At 55.3% G+C, this 20,368-nt stretch carries 17 protein-coding genes and 2 pseudogenes; 10 read left to right on the forward strand and 9 right to left on the reverse strand.

Annotated elements, in window-relative coordinates:
- Positions 1-300, forward strand: a pseudogene (locus AC2LD7_RS20285) (hypothetical protein); the annotation flags it as partial.
- 67 nt (positions 301-367) lie between these two features.
- Complete coding sequence (locus AC2LD7_RS20290; protein ID WP_267934387.1) at positions 368-1,807, forward strand: alanine/glycine:cation symporter family protein; 1,440 nt, start codon at positions 368-370, stop codon at positions 1,805-1,807.
- 642 nt (positions 1,808-2,449) lie between these two features.
- Here the strand turns inward: AC2LD7_RS20290 and AC2LD7_RS20295 are convergent.
- Positions 2,450-3,322 (reverse strand): DNA-binding protein, encoded by an 873-nt coding sequence (locus AC2LD7_RS20295; protein ID WP_267934388.1) that lies wholly within the window; start codon positions 3,320-3,322, stop codon positions 2,450-2,452.
- Between the two features lie 78 nt (positions 3,323-3,400).
- On the opposite strand from AC2LD7_RS20295, the gene AC2LD7_RS20300 reads away from it, so the two are divergent.
- Both AC2LD7_RS20300 and AC2LD7_RS20305 read left to right on the forward strand, forming a co-directional pair.
- Positions 3,401-4,480, forward strand: coding sequence for a site-specific integrase (locus AC2LD7_RS20300; RefSeq protein ID WP_267934389.1), 1,080 nt, complete (start codon positions 3,401-3,403; stop codon positions 4,478-4,480).
- A 205-nt stretch (positions 4,481-4,685) separates the two neighbouring features.
- Positions 4,686-5,615, forward strand: coding sequence for a site-specific integrase (locus AC2LD7_RS20305; protein WP_267934390.1), 930 nt, complete (start codon positions 4,686-4,688; stop codon positions 5,613-5,615).
- Between the two features lie 29 nt (positions 5,616-5,644).
- Here AC2LD7_RS20305 and AC2LD7_RS20310 read toward each other — a convergent pair whose 3' ends face one another.
- Genes AC2LD7_RS20310 through AC2LD7_RS20320 form a run of 3 tightly spaced genes read right to left on the reverse strand, consistent with a single transcriptional unit; the run spans position 5,645 to position 9,402 of the window.
- Entirely contained in the window at positions 5,645-6,685 is a 1,041-nt protein-coding gene (locus tag AC2LD7_RS20310) for a TniQ family protein (RefSeq protein WP_267938162.1), read from the reverse strand.
- A gap of 12 nt (positions 6,686-6,697) precedes the next feature.
- Positions 6,698-7,570, reverse strand: coding sequence for a TniB family NTP-binding protein (locus AC2LD7_RS20315; RefSeq protein ID WP_042921379.1), 873 nt, complete (start codon positions 7,568-7,570; stop codon positions 6,698-6,700).
- A gap of 8 nt (positions 7,571-7,578) precedes the next feature.
- Complete coding sequence (locus AC2LD7_RS20320; RefSeq protein WP_267934391.1) at positions 7,579-9,402, reverse strand: Mu transposase C-terminal domain-containing protein; 1,824 nt, start codon at positions 9,400-9,402, stop codon at positions 7,579-7,581.
- Positions 9,403-10,028: 626 nt separating this feature from the next.
- On the opposite strand from AC2LD7_RS20320, the gene paoA reads away from it, so the two are divergent.
- From paoA to paoC, 3 genes are read left to right on the forward strand one after another with little or no spacing between them, the layout of a single operon-like run.
- Positions 10,029-10,688, forward strand: a complete 660-nt coding sequence (gene paoA / locus AC2LD7_RS20325) for an aldehyde dehydrogenase iron-sulfur subunit PaoA (protein WP_484599465.1) — start codon at positions 10,029-10,031, stop codon at positions 10,686-10,688.
- A complete protein-coding gene (locus tag AC2LD7_RS20330; protein ID WP_484599466.1) occupies positions 10,685-11,641 on the forward strand; it encodes an FAD binding domain-containing protein in 957 nt (318 codons plus the stop codon). The genes paoA and AC2LD7_RS20330 overlap by 4 nt, the downstream gene beginning before the upstream one ends.
- Entirely contained in the window at positions 11,638-13,845 is a 2,208-nt protein-coding gene (gene paoC / locus AC2LD7_RS20335) for an aldehyde oxidoreductase molybdenum-binding subunit PaoC (protein WP_484599467.1), read from the forward strand. The genes AC2LD7_RS20330 and paoC overlap by 4 nt, the downstream gene beginning before the upstream one ends.
- A 92-nt stretch (positions 13,846-13,937) precedes the next feature.
- On the opposite strand, the gene AC2LD7_RS20340 is transcribed toward paoC, so the two are convergent.
- From AC2LD7_RS20340 to AC2LD7_RS20360, 5 genes are all read right to left on the reverse strand, one after another.
- Positions 13,938-14,762 carry a helix-turn-helix domain-containing protein gene (locus AC2LD7_RS20340; protein ID WP_484599470.1) on the reverse strand — a complete coding sequence of 275 codons (825 nt, stop codon included), beginning with the start codon at positions 14,760-14,762 and terminating at the stop codon, positions 13,938-13,940.
- 119 nt (positions 14,763-14,881) lie between these two features.
- Complete coding sequence (locus AC2LD7_RS20345; protein WP_045735839.1) at positions 14,882-15,490, reverse strand: DUF6088 family protein; 609 nt, start codon at positions 15,488-15,490, stop codon at positions 14,882-14,884.
- Positions 15,491-15,806: 316 nt separating this feature from the next.
- Positions 15,807-16,286 (reverse strand): hypothetical protein, encoded by a 480-nt coding sequence (locus AC2LD7_RS20350; protein ID WP_044727174.1) that lies wholly within the window; start codon positions 16,284-16,286, stop codon positions 15,807-15,809.
- The gene (locus AC2LD7_RS20355) at positions 16,267-16,911 is read right to left on the reverse strand and encodes a DUF6036 family nucleotidyltransferase (protein WP_074231517.1); all 645 of its coding nucleotides are present in this window, start codon (positions 16,909-16,911) and stop codon (positions 16,267-16,269) included. Before AC2LD7_RS20355 ends, AC2LD7_RS20350 begins: the two co-directional genes overlap by 20 nt.
- A 38-nt stretch (positions 16,912-16,949) precedes the next feature.
- Entirely contained in the window at positions 16,950-17,948 is a 999-nt protein-coding gene (locus AC2LD7_RS20360) for a DNA-binding protein (RefSeq protein ID WP_484599468.1), read from the reverse strand.
- A 179-nt stretch (positions 17,949-18,127) separates the two neighbouring features.
- On the opposite strand from AC2LD7_RS20360, the gene AC2LD7_RS20365 reads away from it, so the two are divergent.
- From AC2LD7_RS20365 to tcmP, 3 genes and pseudogenes are all read left to right on the forward strand, one after another.
- On the forward strand, positions 18,128-19,099 hold the full coding sequence (locus AC2LD7_RS20365) for a site-specific integrase (protein ID WP_484599469.1): 972 nt from the start codon (positions 18,128-18,130) through the stop codon (positions 19,097-19,099).
- Between the two features lie 29 nt (positions 19,100-19,128).
- Entirely contained in the window at positions 19,129-19,872 is a 744-nt protein-coding gene (locus AC2LD7_RS20370) for a phage Gp37/Gp68 family protein (protein ID WP_044727169.1), read from the forward strand.
- Between the two features lie 21 nt (positions 19,873-19,893).
- Positions 19,894-20,316, forward strand: a pseudogene (tcmP, locus tag AC2LD7_RS20375) (three-Cys-motif partner protein TcmP); the annotation flags it as partial.
- Positions 20,317-20,368: the final 52 nt, after the last annotated feature.

Raw genomic sequence — 20,368 nt, forward strand, 5'->3', positions numbered from 1 at the left:
TGCCCAAGCGGCATGACTCACACCAAAGAGCCTCCGGAGAATGCGGGGCGGTTCAACGGTGCTGTGTTGCGGGTTTTTGGAGCAGGAACGGTCATGTCGGATCCACTTCTCGAGTCAGTTCTGAAGGAGGCTGTCGCAAGTGGTTGCCGCATTCGTGCGGTCAGCCAGTGCGAGGCAGGTGGGCTTCATCCAGGAGCATACGCAGCCGGTGGAGCCTTATGGCGCGCCGGAGTGGAAAACGGCGGCACAGAGACGCCGGAAGCAGCACTCGCGCGTTTATGGATCGATCTATCGATGTAACACCCCTCACCAACTATTCGCGGCGTTATCAAAACAGCTCCCGCAAAAACAATAATCGGAGAGACAGATGGAATCTTTGCAAACACTGTTCGGCTACGTCGACAGCCTTACGTGGGGGTGGTCACTCATCCCCATTCTTGTAGTCTTCGGCGTATTTATCACGATTATGTCCGGATTCGTTCAGGTCGAGTTCTTTGGCCGTATGTTCCGGGTGTTGCTACCGAAGTATCAAAACAACGACCCAAACAGTTTGAGCGCCCGTCAAGCACTATTGGTATCTGTGGGAGGGCGTGTTGGTGGCGGTAACATTGCCGGTGTAGCAGTAGCGATAACACTCGGCGGACCTGGTGCCGTGTTCTGGATGTGGTGCATAGCATTAGTGGGTATGGCGACAAGCCTTGTCGAATGCACACTTGCCCAGCTTTATAAGCGTACGGATGGCGAAAACTCCTTTCGGGGCGGCCCAGCAGACTACATTCGGCATGGTCTAGGGGCGCAATACAATTGGCTTGCAATTATTTATGCGGTCTGTCTATTGGCGGCATTTGGACTTGGCTTTAATGCGTTTCAAGGTAATACCGTTGCAGGCGCGGTACAGGACTCGCTGGGCATTAGCCGCTATGTCACGGGCGCTCTGCTGACTATCGTCACGGGATTTGTAATCTTCGGCGGCATCAAGCGCATCGCCAAGGCTGCCGATGTCGTTGTACCAATTATGGCGCTTGGTTACTTAGCCCTTGCGTTGATCGTTATCCTGATGAATCTCGGCGAGATTCCGTCTCTTATTGCCCAAATCGTTTCGAGCGCCTTTGGCTTTGAAGAAGTAGTCGCCGGAGGTATGGGGGCTGCAATTGCACAGGGTTTGCGACGTGGGTTGTTCTCTAACGAGGCAGGTCTGGGTTCCGCGCCGAACGTGGCAGCGACTGCACTCGTACACCATCCAGTCAGCCAGGGCATCACGCAATCATTCTCAGTTTTCATCGATACGATAGTGATCTGCTCTTGCACTGCTTTCATCATCTTGTTAGGCGACGTGTATGTTCCCGGTGCGGCCGCAGTAGACGGTGTGGTTCTGACACAGCAATCGTTGGTCAGTCATCTTGGCGAATGGTCGAGCTATGCACTGACGTTCGCGATCCTTCTCTTCGCGTTTTCGTCGATCATCTACAACGTCTATTTGGGGGAGAGTGCACTGGCAGCAATCACAAAGTCCAAACGGGCGTTGTTGATACTGCGTGTACTGATCCTCGGTTTGATCTTCGTAGGCGCGACAGCCCCAGGCGCAACTTCGATATTTTTTTTCTCCGACCCGATGATGGGCATTCTGGCATTGGTGAATCTAGTGGCGATCCTGATGTTGTTCCCCACGGCGATACGCGTGATTAATGATTTTCGCACGCAGTTGAAAGCGGGTATCGAGAGGCCGCTTTTCGATCCTGGCAAATTTCCAGATCTTGACCTTGACCACAAGGCATGGAATCCGGGTCGATGGAAAAAACCTGAGTAGGCCTGTCTTTAAGGTATCGATTAGATATTTGGTTCTAATATAGATTTACATTGTTTAGCTATATTCGAAGTACGCAACATGCCCGATGCACTGCGTCGGGCACTTTATTTTCAGGGGGCAGTGCAGACGCTCATAGACTTCCTCCTATGCTCAAAGCATAGGCCGGGGATGTCTACCGGAGCGGGGGTAAGCCAGGGTAGCGTTTAGAGAATGTCATGAAACCCAGCTGCAGATTTGTGGCTGATAGCGTGCTTGATGCTGGGTTCGGGAACCCAATAGTGCTGTTTAAGCGCTCAGCTAATTCCGGTGCCCTGATTTCAGCGATTTTCGGACGTTTGGCATGCTCCAATGGCTATAGAGGTCACGAAAATTGGAGCGTTCATCACATATCGGTTGCATTTCAGGTCAGCAGCGCTCACCAAATTCCGGTCCGCCGCTCACGAAACTACGACTTGCTGCAACCCAGCCTTTGTTTATTCCTGCGTGTTGCCTGGCTGTGTAATCGGCTCGCCAACAATAAGCCCTCGCAATGGAGGGGCCGATGCAGCCTGGCACCCAGAGATGCATCGAATGTGCTCAGTATTTTAAATTGCGCAGGGCGCTGAGTTTTCGGTTGCAGACGATGCCGCCGCCCTCGCCTACTCAGCTTGAGCGCTTAGAGGCCGAGGTGGTGCGTTTGCGCATCTTGGGCTTTACCCCCGCCCCAGCAGGTCGCTGCAACAATTGCTGGGCCAGGGTGTCGGCCCGCGCCTGCTGTGCTGCCGCCTGTTGCTTGGCTTCGCTCAGTCCGCTGTGCAGCGCCTCCAGGCGGCGTTGCAGGTCGTCCAGTTGCCGACGTGCTGCCTTAAGCTGCACAGCGCGGCTCTTGCTCTCCTCCCGGGCACGGTCGATCTCGCGGTAGGCCCGCTCCTCAACGCCGCGCACGTAGGTCGCGTGGTCAACCCGGTCCTGTTGGAGCTTGAGCGCCAGATCCCGCACTTGCTGCTGCAGTCCTTGGCCGTGTAGGTGCGCCTCGCCTCGTTCGCGCACTAGCTCTTCACGCTGTTGGCGCAAGTCCTCGATCTGTGCCACGCGCTGGGCCAACAGCAACTCCAGATCGGCCAGGCGCGTCTCCGCCGCCTGGCGGCCGGCCACCGCCTCGGCCGCCAGCTGACGGTACTGGGCGGCATCCTGGCGGGCTTGGTCTTCAAGCGCCGCGAGCTGCTCGCGCTCGGCGGTCAGCACCTGGCGTTGCTCAGCCAGCGCTTGTTCAGCGGCACCCTGGGCCAAGTGTGTCGCCTGCTGCCAGATGGCGACAAAGGCCTGCGACACCTCGCTCGGCAGCGCCGGCAGGCGGGTCTCGCCATTCAGCCGCTCAGCCAACCGCGCCCACCATTGATCGAGCAGCCCTCCCACTCGCGCCGGGCTACCGCGACCTAGCTCCTGCCGAACTCGCTCAACAGTCGGTCGCTCCCCTCGGGCAAGCACAGCGTCTGCAGCAGCGAATACGTCAGTTTCGGGTACGCCTATCGCCACGGGTCACCTCCGGCTATATTAGGTCTGATAATGAAATATTATCCGATCTTATTTTTTTAATATTGGAAATATAATACGTTGAACGTATTAAATATTACAGATCAGTTGTCGCTGGTTAGCGAAACGCCGTTGGATCTGCATTTTCTAGCGATCAACGCTCAGGAAGCAGCAGCGGCGTTCATCGCCGCTGGTACTGCAGCCAACACCGTGCGCAGCTACCGCAGCGCCCTCGCCTACTGGTCGGCGTGGCTGCAACTGCGCTACGGCCAGGCGCTGGGCGCTGAGGCCCTGCCCTCCACGGTGGCCGTACAGTTTGTGGTTGACCACCTGGCTCGTCCGACTGCTGACGGTGGCTGGGTGCACCTTTTGCCACCGACCATCGACGCCGCGCTGGTGGCTGCGAGGGTCAAAGCCAAACTCGGCCCCCTGGCCTACAACACCGTCAGCCATCGCCTGGCGGTACTCGGTAAATGGCACCGGATTAACGGCTGGGACAGTCCAACCGAGGCGGCGGCACTGAAGACCTTGCTGCGCGAAGCGCGCAAAGCCCAGTCGCGTCAAGGCGTATCGGTGCGCAAGAAAACCGCCATCGTCCTCGAGCCGCTGCAAGCGCTGCTCGCCACTTGCACCGACGGTGTGCGCGGGATCCGCGATCGCGCCCTGCTTTTGTTAGCCTGGAGTGGTGGCGGGCGGCGACGTTCCGAAGTGGTCGGATTGCAAGTCACTGATGTGCGGCAACTGGATGCTGATACCTGGTTCTATGCGCTGGGCACGACCAAGACCGATACCGGCGGAGTCCGCCGCGAGAAACCGCTGCGCGGGCCGGCAGCACAGGCCCTCACGGCTTGGCTGGAGGCCGCACCGGCCGAATCCGGCCCGCTGTTCCGGCGGCTGTATAAGGGCGGCAAGGTAGGAAGCGCTGGACTGTCCTGTGACCAGGTGGCGCGTATTGTCCAGCGCCGAGCGCTACTGGCGGGCCTCGACGGCGACTGGGCGGCGCACAGCTTGAGGTCGGGGTTTGTCACAGAGGCCGGACGTCAGGGCGTGCCGTTGGGCGAGGTGATGGCGATGACCGAGCACCGCAGTGTTGACACCGTGATGAGCTACTTTGAAGCTGGCGCACTACTAAACAGCAAAGCCACAATGCTCCTTCCGTAGTGGTATCACCCTCTACCATTAGCTAATCTCAAGGATGAGTACAGTACGGACAACCTTCATCACAACTTATTAGGTAAATTCCGACATTCACTCAGCGCGCCACCCAAGATGAGTCCATACAGCGCTAACCCGCACCCAACCCCGTTGATTTTGGAAGGCAGCTGATAGTGACTACCATTTAAAAAATATTGAAGAGCTAACAAGCATGAGCGGCAATAAAGGTGATGAATCAAGCTCTGAGCAAGCATTCATAAACAAGGGTTTTCTTAATGAGCGCTTAGCGACTCCGCCGCATTTCAGCCCCAAAACCGCCAGAGCCTACAAAACGGCCGTAAATTACTACCGCTACACTTGTGGGAGACAATTGCCCACCTCTGTAGCAGCAATCGTAGATTACCTATCGGCCTCCAGAAATTCATTTTCACCGGGCACGCTTCAAATCCACTTGTCCGCTCTATCAAACTGGCATAGCAACCAAGGTTTCGCAGACCCAACAAAGGATAAGGTCATCCGTGAATTCATGGCTCACATCAAAAGAACAAGCGGCCATGTTCCCTGTCGTCGCCAGTCGGTGACATTTAATGACTTAACTATAATGGATGATTATCTTAATGAGGATGCGCACGATGAGCATAGCAACCTGCTGCTCCCACCCAGCAACGAACAATTACGGTCGCTACGTGACCGAGTGATCCTGCTCCTGGGTTATTGGTGCTCGCTTTCAGCCAAGCAAATCGTGGGCTTGGAGATAACCGATCTAGAGATATCAAACACCCAAGGCATGCTGATCAATCTTTCCTCCTCCACTAATCATCAAGTTAAAGTGCTGGTTCCCTACCTGAAGCATCATTGCCCAGTGAGGGCGACTAAAGAATGGATGGCAGTGATACTCTCTAATAGAGGGCCTCTGTTGCGGCCAATAAATAGATGGGGAGAGATTAAAAATGACAAAATTAATTCGCAGTCGATTAATCTTATTCTTGAAACGATTGCGAGTAATTCGGGGGTTAACGCTCGCATCACCAGCACAGGTTTGCGTAATGGATTGACCGCTAACGAAGGGGGCGGAAGTTGGGATCGGGAATCAATACTCGCGCATGCAGGTTGGCAGGGTTACCTGAGCCGTCATGTCTAGGCTCTAGAGCGCAGCGCTCGCCGCAGGCATCATGAATCGAGACAAAACTTTCGACATAGCCCCCGAAGTTCAATGGGATACACTAAAGTACGTTTGGAAAACCAGCTTTTAATCCCAAATTCGGAGGGGCCGGCGAGCGCCGTGTACAGCAGTTTCTTCTCTCCTGGGACTAACATACCCATTTCGGCAAACAATTTACTGGCACGCAACCAGCGCGCTTGCGACCCAGGCAACTCAAGTAAAAACGCGCTTAAAGCCATCGCAAGCAAACGAGGGTAAGGTTCGATCACCTGTGCAACCCCAAGCAACGCAACTGAGGCATCACCAGAAAACTGGCGAGGGATTGAAAAGTTCCGTCCTGTGATTTTTTTGACCAGCTGATAACAAAATGGTGGAGCCTCAATCCTTCTCACATGACTTCTCAGCATAACCTTCATCAAATCATAGATGAGAGTCAATTCAGCGTTTGCTATAGATGGCTTGTATGTGATTAGCAGTTGAATTCTTGCCTGCATTATAAAAGCAAGGCCATTAATTTCATTAACGAGCGCTCCCGCCGGCCTGTAGCTAGATAACTCTGACGAAAAATGACATTCGTTTTCCAAGTGACTTTCAGAACTTATATACCTATTCTCGATCAAAAACCGACAAGCGTTTTCAGCCCGGTACTTCGTGCTTCCACAACGATATTCTGTACCCAATGAACACAACGCGCACTGGTGCTTCACACAAATCACATACCATCCAAATGCCCATTGCTCTCGCCAAATGGCAGTTTTCTTAGTTTTAAGGTCATCCTTCACGCAAGCTGGGCAGAAATTAATTCGCTCTAATGAAGGAATTAGCATAAATGAAGTCATGGGGGTCCTATGCAAACTAAGATCCCGAGGAATACAAGGCAGCGTCGAAACCAAGCGACCAAAGTCCTGATCGGTATAATAGTCGGCGTCACTATTAGTCCGACTATCTAAGTATTCTCTCATACCGCGAAAAATTTGATTTTCTCCACCCAGAGACGCATAAAACAAATGTCTCTCCACCCAAGAAGAAATAGTTTCATCGCCAAGCATCTCATTCACTGTTTAGTCCTTTTTCGCTATCGGCATCTCCCGCCCTTTTTTTATCAACTCCAGATCAATTTCTTCACGCCCTTCAAGTACCGCCCAAGAGGCGGCATTGCAAAGCATCTTCACAATAGTATCAAGCACACCATCTGATTCGCTCACCAAGTATTTGACGATTGCCGATTTACCTACATCAGAGGGCGACTTCAGCGGGAAAGTCATCGTGTACGTCGCTATAAAAGATCGCAGTGCTTGCTCATCCCGCCACGGCGTCAATTCAATTCTAGAAAACCGTCTGGCAAACTGTCGATCTGAATTGATTGCTTCATTGCATTCATGGGTGCCAATCGCAATGACCATAAGATGGTACGGAGCACCCGACAACTCCTTAATAAATTTCATATTTCTGGCTTGATCAGATCGATTAGCGTGTAGCATATCGTTGACCTCATCCAATACGATACCCCTAACATCTCTGGAAGCAATAGCAGCAGAAAGTTTCTCGTCCTCTAATCGACTACTCCTATACATGTTACCCGTAACCGCACCAATAAGGTCATCACTAAAAATACGATGGCCTGCGGCATGCTTTGCTCGGATAGTCATGGACGCCAGCGTAGCCCCTGAGCTTCGCCCGAATCCATACAAGCTCAATATTTTTTGATAAAGAGCGCTTTTACCCATCCCCCCACCTGAATGAATCAGCAAGCAAGGTGATTGCTGCTTTATAGGTAGCTGCAACATGTATTTAACATGTCCCAAAATTTTTGCAGCGAGCGGGTATTCAATCCAAACATCTTCGTTAATCATACGGATGCGCGTAGCGTCATCAGCGTCGACAATGCTACGACGACTTGGAATTACATGCGGGTAGCGTTCCAACTCGCTCATTTAATGCCTCATGCATCCACAGGAAATATTTTGGGTGGGGAATCATAATCATCGTCATCGATATTAACAGTCGCGACAGGCATTTCGATCACCCCAGAGGCACGGTCGAAACCAGTGGCGTTTTCCCGATGTTCTATTTTTTTCTTAGCTTGCTTAGTTAATTTCTTTGAATTTTCGACCAGCGCTCTATTTTTCTGAATCATCAAAAAAACCTCATCAGAGGTTACTTTGGCCGCACCGCGCCTATCCCTTCTAACCTCCCTTTTGGCCGCTCGATATTCTTCAATACTTATATCCGGCCTGGTTATGTCGCTATACGGTACTTGTATATATCGCTCCCCAGTAGGATTAACCCATATATGCCGCAATGAATTGGGGTTGTACTTGATCGAGCACTTTTTACCCGATATACAGGAAGCCAATGACGGCGACCAGTAGTTGATATTCCAAAGCATTATCCCCTGGCGCGTTATGACCCTCGACTCTTCAGGTAGAAAATCAATAAAAAATTCTTGTGGATTAGCGAGCAAGGCTGGGTGAGACAGCTTTCCATTTTCTGCTGTCCAGCCTTCAATCCACTTTTCATGAGGTGTCATGCCATCCAGCATACGGTGCTCACTGTGATGGTACGACTGGATTGCACGTGCGAACCATAATCTAAACTCGGCAAACGTTAGACAGGCTTTTCCCTCGCTGTCATAGTCCCCCCTCAGCACTACGTTTGAAAGTGTCGTTCCTGGAAGAAAGTGAATATAGCTCATCGCCAAAGTGCCATTCAGACGCTCTATATGCCCTCCCCACCAAGGTTTACCAATTGGTCGCCACGCTAAGTGTATTTTATTCTTCTTGGCGGCAATTCTAAAGAATTGTGACTTAAACTCCTTGGCGTTATCCATGGCGATTTCTTCTGGCCTACCGTAGTAGGGGTATTTAATATCTTCATCACCAAGTGCCTCAATCCATTTCCCCTTAGGACATACCGCATGTGTGATTGCCATTGCCACGTTATATGCCCCTGGGGCATTTAACGATAAGTAATAGCCGGGGACGACTCGATTATGCAAATCAATAATCAACGTCGCCCAAGGTCGACATAACGGTTTGCGTGTTTTTTCATCCACGATGATGCAGTCTATAACGCAGTGGTCCATCTGCCACTTTGCGAGTGGCCTTTGTGAATTGTTATGCTTGGGTCGAGCTGAGTGCTTATCATTTGCCCTCTTGACGCCTATGGACAATTTTGCCAAATCCGACTCGGGGCGCTCTTTCAATCTTTTTTTAACGGTTCCATAGGAGGGGCGAGGCACACCAGCTGCCCGACACATTTCTTCGGCCCTTAGAAAAACCTTCTTAATTGTGCTACCAGGGCCTTTCCATTCGTGATCAATAGCCGAACTTATTATGCTTTCTATATTGTAAGCGATAAACTTAGAACCTGTTTTCCTCCCCTTTTTTGATCTCAAAAGGCTACTTGGCCCTTCCTCATCATTATAGTTTCTTAAAAGCACATAAACACGAGACTCACTTAACGATAAAGCTGCCTGCAGTTTTTCGAACGCCTCATTATCTTCAATATTATGAAAATATTCTTTTATCGCAAGATACCGATACTCAGCCAGCTCCCACTCCTCCCACGATGCTCCAGCCAAATCTTTACTTGGCCGCTCGTTTGATGGGGAGGCAAAAGAAATAAGTTCAATATCCGATAAGTCGGCTTCAACAAAAAGATGATCTGCTTCGCAGTACAGCTGCACTGATGTTTCTGTAAGGGACGCTGCGTAGGTCCACACCTTCCCTTCATAGAGAAAGCGGTCGCTTTTTTGAATAATCATTAACGATCTGCATTTTATCTAAATGCAATAATTCAAGCAGAATGATATCTAAATGCAAAAAAACGCACATTTTTCAGACAGCTGGCGCAGGTGCGTAAAAAAATAATCAGAAAAATCAATGATATAAGTATTCTTGCAATTAAGTGTTTACGACAACTGAAAGACAAACCGGGACGGCTCTTTAAAGCGCCCCGGTCAGCTTGGCCATGACGGCTACGATGAAAAGCCAATGATTCCTCACGGGCAATTCAGCGCTCATCGTCCGGATTCGGCGGCATGTGATGCTGGAAGATCTATGCTGCAGGTTTTAGCCCGGCCCGCTGTAAGCCTAACCGCCGGTACTCGACCTGTATTCGACTGTAGATGTCCGCTTCGGATTCATGAATGCCTGACATAACTACATGCGGATTCTTGGGGTAATCAGGAACAATCGTCGCGCTTACTATACGGCTAGCACCGTACGCATGACGGCAGCCGGGTTTGCATGCGCTACCGCACCGCTATGATGATTTCATGATCACGAGACTTTCCAGGACAGGAAATTTCAGCCGGTTGAAGGCGCTGGCTGCGCTTCCTCAGCTCATAGTCCGTGTTCACTCAACAGCATCCAGCAAGAGGATATGACGATGAGTGATTCCAGCGACGACAGCGGCCTATCCCGCCGAGAAGTTCTCGCATTAAGCAGTGGCCTTCTAGTGTTGGGTGCCGCGCCGGTGAGCGCCTTGACGGTACCGTCGACAGCCAGAGCAGATGAATCCCCCGTACGCCAGACCACCTCCACAAACGTTTCTCTCGTCGTCAACGGCGAACGCCGAGAACTGGAGTTGGATAACAGAACTTCCCTCCTCGATGCGATGCGCGAGCACCTGCACCTCACCGGTAGCAAGAAAGGCTGCGATCACGGTCAGTGTGGTGCTTGCACGATGATTGTCGACGGCCAGCGGATCAACAGCTGCCTGAGCCTCGCGATCATGCACCAGGGCGCCGAAATCACCACAATCGAGGGTTTGGGCACCCCAGAGCAGCTGCACCCGATGCAGGCTGCCTTCGTCAAACATGACGGTTATCAGTGCGGCTATTGCACACCGGGGCAAATCTGTTCGGCGGTATCTGTACTCGAGGAGATCAAGCAAGGCATCCCGAGCCATGTAAGTGGCGATATCACCTCCTCTCCAACGCTCAGCGTGGAAGAGCTGCGTGAGCGTATGAGCGGCAATATCTGTCGCTGCGGCGCTTACTCCAACATCATCGATGCCATGAGTGAAGTGGCTGGGGGACGCGCATGAAATCCTTCACTTACGAGCGCGCCGAGTCTCCGGCCGAAGCCGCTGCAAGCGCAGCACGGACGCCTGGGGCGAGGTTCATTGCGGGCGGCACCAACCTGCTCGATCTGATGAAACTGGAGATCGAGACCCCGATGCACCTTATCGACGTGAACGGCTTGAAGCTGGACAAGATCGAGGCTACCCGGGACGGCGGTATCCGCATCGGCGCACTGGTGAGTAACACCGCATTGGCTGCCGATCCACGGGTACGGCGAGATTACGCTGTGCTGTCCCGCGCACTGCTTGCAGGCGCTTCCGGCCAGTTGCGAAACAAAGCGACTACTGCCGGCAATCTGCTTCAGCGCACCCGCTGCCCTTACTTCTACGACACCAACCAGTCATGCAACAAGCGCCACCCCGGCAGCGGCTGCGGCGCCCTTGAAGGCTTTAGCCGTCAGCTCGCAATCGTCGGCGTCAGCGATGCCTGCATCGCCACTCACCCCAGCGACATGGCCGTTGCGATGCGCGTGCTCGATGCGACGGTGGAAACGGTACGGCCCAATGGCTCAACACGGCGTATCCCCATCGCCGATTTTCATCGGCTGCCGGGCGACACCCCGCATATCGAAACGGCGTTGGCGCCGGGCGAGCTCATCACGGCGGTCACGCTACCGAGCCCGGTGGGCGGCGCGCATTTCTACCACAAGGTTCGTGACCGGGCCTCGTACGCCTTTGCGCTGGTGTCCGTCGCCGCAGTCGTGCAGCCGGATGGCAGCGGTCGGATCGCCCTCGGCGGCGTGGCCCACAAGCCATGGCGGATGGAGTCTGCCGAAGCGCAGCTGTCCCATGGTGCAAGCGCGGTCAGCGAGCGCCTACTGGCTGATGCCCGCCCCACTCACCACAATGAATTCAAGCTCACCCTGGCCCAGCGCACGCTTGGCGCCGTGCTGGCAGAAGCGAGGGCCACACGATGAAATTCGAGACCGCCGCAGGTGACAATCCGATCGATCGGCAACGCGTTGTCGGCAAGCCAGTCGACCGTATAGACGGGCCACTGAAAACGACGGGGACGGCGACCTACGCCTATGAGTGGCACGACCAGAACAGAAACCCCGCTTACGGCCACGTGATTGGCTCCGCTATCGCCAAAGGACGCATCGCCTCTATCGATCTGAGCCACGCTCGCCGTGCGCCGGGCGTCATTACCATTGTGACGGCCGAGAATGCGGGTTCGCTCGGCAAGGGTGACTACAACAACGCTAGGTTACTCGGCGGTCCCGAGATCCAGCACTATCACCAGGCAGTGGCGCTGGTGGTTGCCGAAACCTTCGAGCAGGCGCGCGCCGCGGCGGAGTTGGTGCGGATCAGATATGACCGTGCGCCCGGGACCTTTGACCTCGAAGCGGCAAAGGACACCGCCATCAACCCCGGCAAGATTATTGGCGGCCCAGCGAATACCGCTGTCGGCAATTTCGCCTCCGCCTTCGCGGACTCGCCAGTACAGCTCGACGCCACCTACACCACTCCTGACCAAACACACGCCATGATGGAGCCACACGCGTCGATGGCCGCCTGGGAAGGAGATCGGCTGACGCTCTGGACCTCGAATCAGATGATCGAGTGGGGCGTCCAAGACATGGCAAAGACGCTAAAAATTCCCGCTGAAAACATCCGTCTGATTTCGCCCTATATCGGCGGCGGCTTTGGCGGGAAACTCTTCTTGCGGGCTGACGCGCTACTAGCCGTCTTGGGCGCTCGTATCGCCGAACGGCCGGTAAAGGTCGCGTTGAGCCGGCCATTGATGGCCAACAACACCACGCACCGGGCGGCCACCATCCAGCGCATTCGCATTGGCGCAACCGAAGACGGACGAATCACAGCCATCGGACATGAGAACTGGTCAGGTGACTTGAATGCAGACAGCGCCGAAGCCGGGTCGGTCTACTCTCGACCCATGTATGCCGGCGCCAACCGCATGACCCAGACTCGGGTGGCCTCGCTCGACCTGGCCGAAGCCAATGCCATGCGGGCACCCAGCGACGCGCCAGGCTCAATGGCGGTTGAAGTTGCAATGGACGAAATGGCCGAGAAGCTCGGACTCGATCCAGTTCAGTTCCGCATCCTCAACGACACCCAAGTGGACCCTGAAAAGCCCGAGCGCCGTTATTCCCAGCGCAAGCTTATCGAATGCCTCACCGAGGGTGCCCAGCGGTTCGGCTGGGAACAGCGCTTGGCAGAGCCAGCCAGCCGGCGCGAAGGTGCCTGGCTGATCGGTATGGGCATGGCCGGCGCCTTCCGCGACAGCCCCGTCACCACATCTGCCGCGCGGGTTCGGCTGGACGCGAGCGGCACGGTCACTGTCGAGACCGACATGACCGATATTGGCACCGGCAGCTACGTCATCATCGGCCAGACCGCTGCCGAGATGATGGGTGTGCCGCTTGATCGTGTGGTGGTCAAGCTGGGCGATTCGGCGTTTCCAGTGTCATCCGGCTCCGGTGGCCAATGGGGTGGCAATAGCTCCACGTCCGGCGTCTATGCGGCCTGCGTGAAATTGCGCTCCGCCGTTGCGCAGAAGCTGGGTTTTGATGCCGAAGACGCTGTATTCGAGAACGGCGAGATTCGTCAAGGCGACCGCCGAGCATCGCTTGCCGAAGCTGCCGCAGATGGCAGTCTCATGGAAGAAGACACAATCGAATTCGGCGAACTCGATGAGCAGTACCGTCTCACCAGCTTCGGTTCTCATTTCGTCGAGGTGGCCGTGCACTCGCATACGGCTGAGGTGCGCGTCCGGCGAATGCTCGCCGTCTGCGCTGCCGGGCGCATCCTCAACCCGAAAACCGCGCGCAGCCAGATCATCGGCGCCATGACCATGGGCGCCGGCGCCGCGTTGATGGAGGAATTGGCGGTCGACACACGCTACGGCTTTTTCGTCAACCATGACCTTGCCGGCTACGAAGTGCCCGTGCACGCCGACATTCCACATCAGGAGGTGGTGTTTCTCGAAGAGGTCGATCCCCTATCCTCGCCAATGAAAGCCAGGGGTGTCGGTGAGCTCGGCATCTGTGGCGTGGCGGCCGCGGTGGCGAATGCTATTTACAACGCCACCGGCGTTCGAGTTCGGAACTACCCGGTGACCCTGGACAAGCTACTCGGTGGGATGCCGCAAGCTGTATAGCAGCCTGGGATGAATCTCACGTAGGCAGATACGACGGTAGGTGTCAGTTCAACCACCTGAGACGTAATAAAGCATTGGCTGGCGGCACGCGTTCAGTCATCTCGCTTAAATGCGCCCCGGAACTCGCTGGGCTTGAGCCCAGCCTGTTTGCGGAAGAATCGGCTGAAATACGCGGTATCCGCAAACCCCAGGTCGCGCGCAATCTGTTGGATATCGAGGCTCGTGTAGGCCAGTTGACGCTGCGCCTCGCGAACGATGCGCTCGCTGATGATTGCGCTGGGTGCAATGCCAGCCTCTTCCCGACAAACACGGCCCAACGTGGCCGTCGTCATTCCCAAGGCCTCGCTATAGCGCCCGAGTGTCCAGTGACTGCGGAAATGTTCGTCCACCAGCTCACGAAACTGCCGCAGTACAGCAGCCCGCCGGCTTTTGCCAGGTCGCGGAGCGGTATTGATCGTGGGATCCAGCCGCGCGACATGGATCAGCAAGGCCAGCAACAGTGAATGTCCTGCGGCGATATAGCCACGCGCCTCGCTCCGCGCCTCCTCCTGGATCAACTCGATCAGCGGCCAAATCGGTTCGTTGCCGTCCGCTTTCCAAGGCAACGGCACGACACTGGGCCGCTGCAGGAATCCCAACAGCCCCGGCGCCACAATCCTCGCCATCGATTCCAGCGGTCGCTGCGCAGCGGTGATGACCGGGCCGTCGGCGTCGCGGTGATAGCTGAACGCATGCACCGTGCGACTCGGCAGGACCAGAATGCTCGGACCTGCGAACGGCAGCCGCCGATTCTCCAGCGACACCTCACCCCCGCCGCTACGGATATAAAGCAACTGCAACAGCGCGTCATGCTGATGCGGTTTGATCTCCCATTGATACAGCTCGCTACGGGGGTCATGCCGAGATAAAGGGAAAATTCACTCACTTCCCTCCTATCCGCATGTTTTATAAAGACTTTTCAGGACGTAACTGAGTCTTGCCGAGATAAGGCAAAATTAGGACATTCGTTCTCTAAATTATTGTATTTAAACGAGCATCAGAAGCCCTGCTCAGCAAAGACTGCTTCGCGCCCAATCGCTTCAGCCATCCATTGAGGAAGGTTTGATCTATGCGATATCAAAATCTGCCAATCGTTACTCGACAGGCACGTGCGCAGCTTGGCGACTGCCTCTGGGGCGTGGGGTTTCCCCAGCCAGGCAAGCGCACGTACAGCGTCGCCAGCAATGGTTGTTCCGAGGGCGATTTGCCAATGCGGCGCATGCTCGATTCTCACCTGAGCCTTGCCTAGCTGCAGGGTTCTCGGCCGTCCGCCGGTAACAAATACCTCCCTAATCGACACCTGTTGCGTTAGCCCTAGAAGGTTCGCTGCGCGGGCACCGCTTAACGCGATTACCTGATGGCTTTTCGAAGCTATCGCACTGATAACCTTCTCCGTCGCCGGCGCGCGTTTGCCGAAGCGCCCGGTGACCGGCGCCACATAGAGGCCGCGTGAAATCCGCATTAACTCCCCGCCCTTGGCTAATCGAGAGAATGCTTGGTCCACCGAAGCACGGTCAGCCAAGTGAAGGAATTCGTTTGGTGCAAGGATGCCTCCTTCAGGAAGAAGCCTGCTGTGTTCGATGATTGCCGCGGAAAGGGATTTCATGGATGGCTGGTTTTTGAAATATGTCAGAAACCTAGCAACAATCCTGACACTGATCAACGAACTGCGGCGCGGCAATCGGCAGTCGGAATAGGATTCGCGCCCAATCGCTACAGCCATCCAGAGAGAAAGGACGGATCAGTCGCTTGGTTGCACTCGCAGAAGAGCGTCGAACACGATTCGCAACCCGCCTGGGCGGTTAATAATTGATCAATTATCTATGTCGAGATAATTGCAGATAATTCCCGCAATCCGTGGCCGACTCGAGATCGAAAAATTGGAAAAAAGGACGAATTAGAGGGCCTGCGGAGGCTGCCAGCTAGCCGACAGGCACCGGCTCTGAATAGCCCGTCTTCACGCCCTGAGTGGCGGCGTAATGGCGGGTTTGGAAAGCCAGGACATCCTGCATCTGCTTGCTGACGTCCTCCTCCAACCCCCACTCATAGGCTAGCTTGTCGAGCTTGTAGCGAGAGACTAACTGGGTCGCCCGCGGCGAGCGTTCAGCCGGTTTCAGGTTCGACCAGCTGCTGACAAAGCCTTTTAGGCGCGCGGCTTTTTCCGTTGATACACAGGGAAAGCGACGCAGCAGGTCGACCAGATATAGGGCTCGCAGCTTCTGTTCAGGCTTGCGCAGCTTGCCCGCCACTTCACGCTGCAGTACCGGCACGAGGTCGCGCTCTTCGTACCACAACTGCTTGGCGAGCTCCACGAGGGCATCGGACGCAACTTGGCTAAGGCGCTGCTGGGTGACAGTCTCCAGGAGCGCGCCAAAGCTTTGTTTACGATCCAGACGTGGCATCTCGCCCATCCTCCAGGTACTTCGCTGTGACCAGCTTCAGGCAGCCTAGCATTGCGCTTCGGTTGCCCACGGCATAATCGATTGCCTCTGTTGCCAGTGTAACAAACTGACCGACATCGATACGGCCACATTCGATGAGCTGTTCGATATCAAATTGATCGTTTTCCGTAAAGCGGCCGAGTTTGGATATTGCTAGATCCACGCCGGCGGCAACGAAGATATGCAGCGGCTGCTCACCCTCGAAACCTTCCATAGGGATGGCGCGATCACGATAGTCCTCGTGCAGCGGCCCGAGAGCATTGGTGTAGTTCTGATCCAGGTACACCTGCAAGTCGCGGCCGTAGTTGTCCTCATAGCCTTCTGGTGGTATGTAGACGGCCATGATCTCATCCTTACGCAGCACGCGGGCCGCCTCGATCTCCGCATCGATGTCCGCACTACCACGCGCATGGGTGAGCAGGTGCACCGCGCAGCCGCCGAAGACGAAAACCTTGAGCGAACCTGGCGGACTACCAGTAAGTAGCGGCAAGGCCCGGGCGAACAAATTACCGATGGCCTGGCCCAGCGGCGTAGTCAAACGGACAGGTTCGCGCGTGCCCTCATCGGCAGTCTCAAGTCGTGTCATCTTCATCTCCACTCAGAGCATGGACTCAGTGTGCCGGCTCATGTGCTACGTGCGCCATCGCTGTTCGCAACCGCAGCCCCAAGTAGCTTCAACTGTGCATTGGCTTCGATCAGGCGCTCCTGTAGACCCTGCGCTTGCTGAGTCTGGATCACAGAGGTTTCGCCCAGCCGGGATACCTCCTCCTGCAATGTGCAACAACGCTGTTCCAGGGTTTCCTTCGCGCGCTCAGCGCCGGTCAACGCGCTCTGGGCAGCTTCCAAGGCCTGGACCTTCTGCGCCAGTAGCTGTTGCTGCGCATGTTGCTCTTTCTGCAACTGCCGCGCCTCGGCGAGCAGGCGCGCATTGTCGCGGTTCAGTTGGGTCAGCTCGTCCTGCTTGATTATCAAGGTCTGCTGCAGTTGCCGCAGTTCCAGTTGCAGCTGCTGTACCTGCGACTCGTGTCGACGTTGTTCCTGCTCACGCTGCTCCTTGCTGGCCTGGCGGTAGTGCTCCAAGGCGTCGCGTGCATGCTGATGCTTCTCCTCCAGCGAGCGAATCTGCCCATCGCGGTCCTGCAGGCGCTCCTCCAAGTCGCGGTTGGCCTGCAATAGTCGGGCATTCTCAATTTCGGCCTGCTGGCGTTGCTGCTGCTCCTGCTGTAGTGCTTGCTGGGCAGCCTGGAGATCTTCAGTGAGCCCGCTGCACTGACTTTCCAACTGCTGGATTCGGCCTTCGGCTTGCCGAGCCTGATTCTGGAAATCGAGCCGTTCACGTGCCAGTTGTTCGCGCTCTTGGGCCACGGTGGCCTGCGCATCCTCCTCTAGCTGATCTGCCAGTTGGCCGACCAGGTTAGTCAACTGTTCGCTGAGCGGGATTGATCCCGCATCCCGGCCGCGCTCGGCGTCGTCGAGTTCTTTCAGGTAGCGGTGAATGGTGGTCTTCGAGCCGGTGTTGCCCAGCTCGACGCGTACCGCGTCGATGCTGGGATTCTCGCCTCGCGCCAGGATGGCCTGTCGCGCCTTCTGAACCAGTGCCTTGTTGATGCCGCCGCGGGCCATGGTTTGCTCCTACGATTTCGTATTGGATTACATACCATGTATTTACATACTAATTTTGATTGATGTAAAGCGCGTTCAAAGCGAATAAATCAGATAAGATAATGGAGGGTTATTCAATTAGATCGGCACAAGCGGTCGCTTACCTGCCGTTTTCCAGTACACAAAGGGCGTTTCGAACGATGAAAGACGTCGAGCGTTATCTGCAAGCCGGTACGCGGGAAAACACTCGCCGCAGCTATCAGCAGGCTGTCGAGCACTTCGAGGTGTCCTGGGGCGGTTTCCTGCCGGCGACCGGCGACAGCATCGTGCGCTACCTGGTGGACTACGCCGACACCCTGAGTCTAAGTACGCTGAAGCAGCGTCTAGCCGCGCTGGCCCAGTGGCATATCACCCAAGGGTTCCCTGATCCGACTAAGACCCCCACGGTGCGTCAGGTGCTCAAAGGCATCCGCACCTTGCATCCGGCACAAACCAAACAGGCTGCCCCGTTGCAGTTGCTGCATCTGGAACAGGCGGTTCAGTGGTTGAACCAGGAAGCCGAACGGGCTCAGCAGTCTGGCAATTTGGCAAGCCTGCTGCGGTGCCGGCGCGATGTGGCGCTGCTATTGATCGGCTTCTGGCGGGGTTTTCGCAGCGACGAACTCTGTAGACTGCAGGTCGAGCATATCCAGGCCGAAGCCGGTGCTGGCATGCGACTATTCCTGCCGCAGAGCAAGGGTGACCGGGAAAACCTCGGCACGACCCATTACGCACCGGCCCTGAAACGCCTCTGCCCAGTACAGGCCTATCTCGACTGGATCAGTGTCGCCGGCATCGCCCGCGGCGCAGTGTTCTGTCGCCTGGATCGTTGGGGGCATCTGGGCAGCGAGGCCCTACACCCCGGCAGCCTGATCAGCTTGTTGCGCCAAATCCTGCAAGGCGCAGGTACCTCGACCGAGCAATACACTAGTCATTCGTTGCGCCGAGGCTTCGCGACGTGGGCCACCGCTAACGGCTGGGATCTAAAAGCCCTGATGACCTACGTGGGCTGGAAAGATATCAAGTCAGCCATGCGTTACATCGATCCTGCTATTTCCTTTGGCGGTCTGGCGGCTAACTCCGCCCTTGAAATTAATACTGGCACTTTGACTGAGCTGCCAGCTTCTCACTAACATCGACGCAGAACAGGAGTGACTGTGCAATGAGTACACAGACAAGCATCGAATGGACGGAAATGACGTGGAACCCTGTAGTGGGATGCACCAAAGTTTCGCCTGGCTGCAAACACTGCTACGCCGAGAACATGGCACACCGTTTACAGGCGATGGGAACGCCCGGCTACGAAAACGGCTTTCGCTTGAGCCTACGGCCGGAGAAATTGCAGGAGCCATTGCTGCGCAAGAAGCCGACCATCTACTTTGTAAACTCAATGTCCGACCTATTTCACGAGCACGTACCGGACGACTACATCGATCAAGTTTTCGAGGTAATTCAGAAGGCCTCTCAACACACCTTCCAGATTCTCACTAAGCGTGCCGAACGCCTGGCCACCTATTTCAGTAAGCGGACACCACCTGCCAATGCGTGGCTGGGGGTGTCGGTCGAGGATCGCGAATATGGCGTGCCTCGGATTGACTGTTTACGCCGGGTAGACGCCACGATTCGCTTCCTCTCTGCGGAGCCACTGCTGGAGGATTTGGGGGAACTGGACTTGACCGATATTCATTGGGTCATTGTCGGTGGCGAGTCTGGCCCAAAGGCCCGACTGATGAAGCAGGAGTGGGTAGACAATATCCATAGTCAGTGCGACGCCTCTGGCTCTGCCTTTTTCTTCAAGCAATGGGGCGGCTGGGGCGCTGATGGCGTGAAGCGTTCGAAGAAAGCCAATGGCCGGCTGTTGAACGGCAAAATCTGGGATGAGATCCCGCTGCTCAACCTCGCCTAATATCGGCACAAGGAATACGAGATGGCCAAGGATGACGAGAAGTACCGTTGGGATTGGGCCGCACAGAGCTTCCCTACCATTGATCCGCACAGCAAGATCAAACATCAGATCATCGATGAGTACATCCAGACTTACATTGATGTGCTGATGCGAAACCAATTGATGCCGGAGCTGGGTTTGTCCATCGTCGATGGCTTTAGCGGCGGTGGTATTTACCATGATGGCGCCGGAGGAAAGCACTTCGGCTCTCCAGTGATTGCTCTGGAAGCAATTCAGGCCTCGGAGGTGCGCAACAACCTGGAACGCATCAAGCCGCGGCCCATACGTTCGCAGCACTACTTTGTGGATGTGAAACCCGAGAATATTGCCTGTCTGCATGCTGTTTTGGCTTCGCGAGGCCATGCCGCTCGAGTAGGCCAAGATGTGCACCTGCATAGCGCCGAGTGTTGGCGCTGATGGAAAATTGACCCACCTTGCCGATTGAAATTTGACCCAG

This window comes from Stutzerimonas sp. (assembly GCF_982611455.1).

Bases quoted from the DNA above. Each gene is read 5' to 3' on its own strand.
- AC2LD7_RS20355 (WP_074231517.1), bottom strand. From the start codon at position 16,911: ATGACACGACTTGAGACTGCCGATGAGGGCACGCGCGAACCTGTCCGT.
- AC2LD7_RS20310 (WP_267938162.1), bottom strand. From the start codon at position 6,685: ATGCTTGGCGATGAAACTATTTCTTCTTGGGTGGAGAGACATTTGTTT.
- AC2LD7_RS20365 (WP_484599469.1), top strand. From the start codon at position 18,128: ATGAAAGACGTCGAGCGTTATCTGCAAGCCGGTACGCGGGAAAACACT.
- AC2LD7_RS20370 (WP_044727169.1), top strand. From the start codon at position 19,129: ATGAGTACACAGACAAGCATCGAATGGACGGAAATGACGTGGAACCCT.
- AC2LD7_RS20290 (WP_267934387.1), top strand. From the start codon at position 368: ATGGAATCTTTGCAAACACTGTTCGGCTACGTCGACAGCCTTACGTGG.
- AC2LD7_RS20350 (WP_044727174.1), bottom strand. From the start codon at position 16,286: ATGCCACGTCTGGATCGTAAACAAAGCTTTGGCGCGCTCCTGGAGACT.
- AC2LD7_RS20320 (WP_267934391.1), bottom strand. From the start codon at position 9,402: ATGATTATTCAAAAAAGCGACCGCTTTCTCTATGAAGGGAAGGTGTGG.
- paoC (WP_484599467.1), top strand. From the start codon at position 11,638: ATGAAATTCGAGACCGCCGCAGGTGACAATCCGATCGATCGGCAACGC.
- AC2LD7_RS20345 (WP_045735839.1), bottom strand. From the start codon at position 15,490: ATGAAATCCCTTTCCGCGGCAATCATCGAACACAGCAGGCTTCTTCCT.
- AC2LD7_RS20315 (WP_042921379.1), bottom strand. From the start codon at position 7,570: ATGAGCGAGTTGGAACGCTACCCGCATGTAATTCCAAGTCGTCGTAGC.
- AC2LD7_RS20360 (WP_484599468.1), bottom strand. From the start codon at position 17,948: ATGGCCCGCGGCGGCATCAACAAGGCACTGGTTCAGAAGGCGCGACAG.
- paoA (WP_484599465.1), top strand. From the start codon at position 10,029: ATGAGTGATTCCAGCGACGACAGCGGCCTATCCCGCCGAGAAGTTCTC.
- AC2LD7_RS20305 (WP_267934390.1), top strand. From the start codon at position 4,686: ATGAGCGGCAATAAAGGTGATGAATCAAGCTCTGAGCAAGCATTCATA.
- AC2LD7_RS20330 (WP_484599466.1), top strand. From the start codon at position 10,685: ATGAAATCCTTCACTTACGAGCGCGCCGAGTCTCCGGCCGAAGCCGCT.